This is a genomic window from Micromonospora sp. M51 (assembly GCF_018070305.1).
GTDB lineage: Bacteria > Actinomycetota > Actinomycetes > Mycobacteriales > Micromonosporaceae > Micromonospora > Micromonospora parva.
On sequence record NZ_JAGPXZ010000512.1, the window covers coordinates 1 to 4567 of the forward strand.

General features: G+C 70.9%; 4 protein-coding genes. 3 read left to right on the forward strand and 1 reads right to left on the reverse strand.

Annotated features, from left to right (window positions below; genetic code table 11):
• From KBX53_RS23340 to KBX53_RS36505, 3 genes are all read left to right on the forward strand, one after another.
• Positions 1-247 (forward strand): response regulator transcription factor (locus tag KBX53_RS23340; protein ID WP_247676094.1); only part of this gene is annotated, 247 nt, incomplete at its 5' end.
• A gap of 138 nt (positions 248-385) precedes the next feature.
• A complete protein-coding gene (locus KBX53_RS23345; protein ID WP_030327685.1) occupies positions 386-2491 on the forward strand; it encodes a M14 family zinc carboxypeptidase in 2106 nt (701 codons plus the stop codon).
• 98 nt (positions 2492-2589) lie between these two features.
• A complete protein-coding gene (locus KBX53_RS36505; protein WP_210861647.1) occupies positions 2590-3222 on the forward strand; it encodes a fasciclin domain-containing protein in 633 nt (210 codons plus the stop codon).
• Between the two features lie 6 nt (positions 3223-3228).
• Here KBX53_RS36505 and KBX53_RS23355 read toward each other — a convergent pair whose 3' ends face one another.
• A complete protein-coding gene (locus tag KBX53_RS23355; protein WP_210861650.1) occupies positions 3229-4233 on the reverse strand; it encodes a tyrosine-type recombinase/integrase in 1005 nt (334 codons plus the stop codon).
• Between the last annotated feature and the right edge of the window lie 334 nt (positions 4234-4567).

Sequence of the window (4567 nt, forward strand, 5' to 3'; positions counted from 1 at the left end):
GATCCGCAACTACCTCGACCGCGTCCGCAACGGCGAACCCGTACCCGAACGCGCCATCACCGGCCGCGAGGAGGAGATCCTCAAACTCGTCGCCGAAGGGCACTCCTCGAAGGAGATCGCCGAACTGCTGTTCATCAGCATCAAGACCGTCGAGCGGCACCGCAGCAACCTGCTGCAGAAACTGGGCCTCCGCGACCGGCTCGACCTCACCCGATACGCCATCCGCGCGGGCCTCATCGAACCCTGACCACCACCGACACCCGCCAGCGGCGGCCACCGGGGGAGCGGCCCGCCCAGCCGCAAGATTCCCTCAAGATCATTGCATAGACGATCTCCGACGACCATGCTGATCGAATCGCGCCACGATCAACTAGTCGGAGGCCACATGCGACACCAGCGACCCCTAGCGATCGCCGTAGCCACACTCCTCACCCTCACCCTCACCACCGCACCCACCCCCGCCAACGCCCAGAGCGCGGCAGCACCCAACCAGGTCACCAACCTCACCATCCGCCAAGCCGACGGGTACGCCACCCTCGCCTGGCAACCCGTCGACGGGGCAACCGACTACCAGATCGAACGCACCGCCGTCGACGCCACCGGCACCCCCACCGGCGCACCCACCATCGTGGGCATCTGGCGCCCCAACCGCCAGATCAACCAACAGGCACCCACCTTCGCCGACGCCGGATTCAACCCCGGCGACACCTTCCAGTGGCGGGTACGCGCCCGCGCCGGCACCACCGAACAGCCCTACTCCGACCCGGTCGTCGCCACCACCACCGCACCCTGGGGCAACCCCGACACCCCCGGCGAGCAACTGCGCACCCAGTGGGAAACCGCCCACGCCGCCCAGTACACCAGCGACACCGACGAGTACGCCTACACCGCCGCCATCGACGCCCTCAGCGACCGCGTCCGCGTCGTCGAACTCGGCCGCACCGTCCAGAACCGACCGATCAACATGCTGGTCATCGGTTACCCCACCCCCGCGACCACCCCGGAGGCCGTCGCCGCCACCGCACCCGTGGCCATCAACTGCAACGTGCACGGCAACGAACCGGGCGACCGCGAAGCCTGCCTCATCATGGCCCGGCAACTCGCCTTCAGCACCGACCCCCGCATCACCGACCTGCTCAGCCACACCACCGTCCTGATCGTCCCCACCATCAACGGCGACGGCCGCGCCAACAACACCCGCGGCAACTCCACCGGCCAGGACCTCAACCGCGACTACTCACTGATCCGCCAGCCGGAAACCGCCGCGTACATCAAGATGGTCCGCGACTACCGACCCGTCGCCGGCTACGACGGCCACGAGTTCGGCAACTCCCGCGCCGGCGACCTGCCGATGCTGCCACCCCGACACCAGAACGTCGCCCAACCCATCTTCGACCAGTCCCAGGACATGATCGAAGGCCACATGTACACCAAGGGCGCCGAAGCCGGCTGGTGGGCCTGCCCCTACGGCTGCGAAGGCGGCGGCAACGTCGGCCTCAGCGAGGAAACCATCCTGCGCAACACCCTCGGCCTCAAGAACGTCGCCAACTCCCTGCTGGAACTGCGCAGCTCCGGCGGACAGACCCGACCCGACGAGGGCAACACCGCCAACAACCGACGCCGCAAGACCTACTCGGCCCTGTGGACCTTCCACCAGTTCCTGGACTACCACCGCGCCGACCGCAACGACATCCTCACCTCCCGCGCCGAGTCCATCGAAATCCAGGCCGCCAACACCGGCCGCCTCGTCTTCCGCGGCTCCCGACCCATCCCCGCCCACCCCGCCCCGCACCCCGGCGACAGCCCGCCGCCGCTCGACGCCCCCCGCGCCGACCTCATCCTCGACAACGCCCCCTGCGCCTACAAGCTCACCGACGAGCAGTACAACGGCGCACGCACCGACGGACCAGGCGGCGTCGGCACCACCGTCGCCCAGCGCATCGCCGCACACGGCTGGCAGGTCATCAAGACCAACGACGGCTGGTACGTCCCCCTCAACCAGCCCGAACGCGGCCTCATCCCGCTGCTGCTCGACACCCAGGGCGTCGAGAAGCTGACCGACGGCGAACGCGTCTACCCCACCCTCACCGGCCGACGCAACGGACCACTGACCGTCACCGGCTTCACCTGCGCCGCCGACGCCACCATCAACGGCCCCGTCACCGTCCAGCCCGGCGCGGCACTCGTCGCGACCGCAACGACAATCAGCGGACCCGTCAGCGCCAACCGCGCCGCCGGCGTCGTCCTCGCCGACAGCACCGTCAACGGCCCGCTGCAGATCACCACCACCAACGCGATCTCCATCATCGACGTCACCATCGCCGGCCCGGCCAGCCTGACCGGCAACACCACCGGCACCACCGCGGCACTGCTCGCCGGCAACACCATCCGCGGCCCGCTCAACTGCACCGCGAACAGCACCGCCCCGACCAACCTCGGCGTCGCCAACACCGTGCACGGCCCGCGCACCAACCAGTGCGCGGCACTGTGACCATCAGCTAGCCGAGCCGGCGTGGGGGGGGGGGGGGGGCCCCCCGCCCCGCACCGCCGGCACACCCCACCCCCCAACCCCGACCCGTGGAGCCCGCCGTGTCGAACCCGTCCCGCGCTCTGCACCTGGTTGCCGTGGTCCTGCTGCTGACCCCGGTCGCCTGCACCACCACAACGGACCCGAAGCCACCGCGCGACACCACCAGCGCCACCCAGGTCACCGGGCCGCTCTGCGCCGCCCTGCCCACCGGCACCGACCCCGGCAACCCGAGCTTCCTCGCCGACCAACCCGTCGACCAGGCACTGCGGTGGATCCCCACCCTCACCACGTTCGAAGCGGCCCTGCGCACCAGCGGCGCCCTCACCGACCTGCCCACCGGCACCGACGTCACCATCCTCGCCCCCTCCGACGACGCCTTCGCCGCCATGTTCTCCGAGGACAACTGGGACGACCTGATGACCCGCCACACCGACCAGCTCCGCACCCTGCTCAAGGCACACCTGATCACCGGAACCCACACCATCGACGACCTGGTGACCGCCGGCACCACCACCACCCTCGACGGCACCACCGTCACCGTCGCCCGCACCGGACCCACCGCCCGCCTCGCCGACCGGGCCGACGCCGTGTGCGCCGACTACCGGGCCACCAACGCCCGCATCCACATCATCAACGCGGTCCTCGGCGCACTGCCCAAAACCGCCGGCGACACCGACGAGCGGGCCCACTGACCGCGCTCACCGCTCCTCCCGCACCGGCACCAGCGCGGCCAACGCCCGGTTGGTGCGGTTGGCCCGCACCGCGTCGCGCTGCTGAACGGCCGTCACCTCGATGTACGTCTGCGACGACGCCAACGACGCGTGCCCCAGCAACCGCATGATCTCCGCCGCGCTCGCCCCGTCCTCGGCCAACCGGGTCGCGAAGGTGTGCCGCAACGCGTGCAACCGCGCTCCCCGCGGCACCCGGTCACCGACGCCCGCCCGCCGAAAACACGACTCCACCAGATACTGCAGCCCACCCCGGCGCAGCGGCTCACCACGCCGATCCACCAACAACGCCGAGTCCGGCCGCACCGACCGCGAACCGAAGCGCCGCACCCGACTGTCCAGGTAGTCCCGCAGCACCCGGTCCAGGTCCGCCTCGATCGGCACCACCCGGGGCCGCCCACCCTTGCCGAGCACCTCGATGCGCCGCTCACCAGGCCGACCCGCCAGCGAGCCGACCCGCAACGCCAGCAGCTCCGACAGGCGCAGCCCCGCGCACAGCGCCACCGCCAGCACCGCCACGTCCCGCTCCGGCCACGGGTCACGCTGCCGGCCGTCGTCGCGGGCGACCGCCGCGAGCAGCACCTCGGGGGTGTCCGCGCCGCGCAGCGGCTTCGGCTGGGGGAGGAGCGCCCGGGGCCGTCCGACCGCCGGCATCGGGTTGCCCGCCACCACCCCGTCGGCGACCAGGAAGGTGAAGAAACTGTTCCAGGTGGACCAGGCCCGGTGCACCGACGCGGGCGCCCGGGGAGCGGCGAAGCGGGCGAAGGCCGCCCGCATGACGCGGGGGGAGAGGTCGGTGATCAACAGCTCGTCGAGGGGGAGGGGAGTGGCGTCACCGTCGGCGACCAGGGCGGCCACCGCGTACAGGTCCCGACGATAGGCAGCCAGGGTGTGGGGGGAGGGCTTGCCGGTGGCGCGAGCGGTCAGGAACTCCTCGATCAGCACTCCGAGCGATTCGTCCTTTTTGTCATGCATAAGGGATATTATGCAGCATTTTCGCGTTCCCGGGAAGTGGCGGCGGACGACCGCCGGGCGAGGGGGAGCCGACCCACCCAGGGCAGGTGCCGACGCTGTAGAACCCTCGACAGCAGCCGACCGGCGTTACCCACCGCCGGCCGCTGCGGGCGAAACCGAGTGAAGTCGATCGAGGAGCCCGTATCCTGCGCGGCATGACGTCGCCCGTCACCACCTGCCCGCGCTGTGGTCGGCCCGGTACGGCCACCGCCTACCGGGAGCCGGGGCTGCCCGACAACGAGATCGCCCTGTCTCGTACACACAGCTGACGCTGCCGCCGATCGGAGTTGTGGTG

What these genes read in the sequence shown, in the direction of transcription:
- KBX53_RS23345 (WP_030327685.1), top strand. Translation starts at nt 386, where the DNA reads ATGCGACACCAGCGACCCCTAGCGATCGCCGTAGCCACACTCCTCACC.
- KBX53_RS23355 (WP_210861650.1), bottom strand. Translation starts at nt 4,233, where the DNA reads ATGCATGACAAAAAGGACGAATCGCTCGGAGTGCTGATCGAGGAGTTC.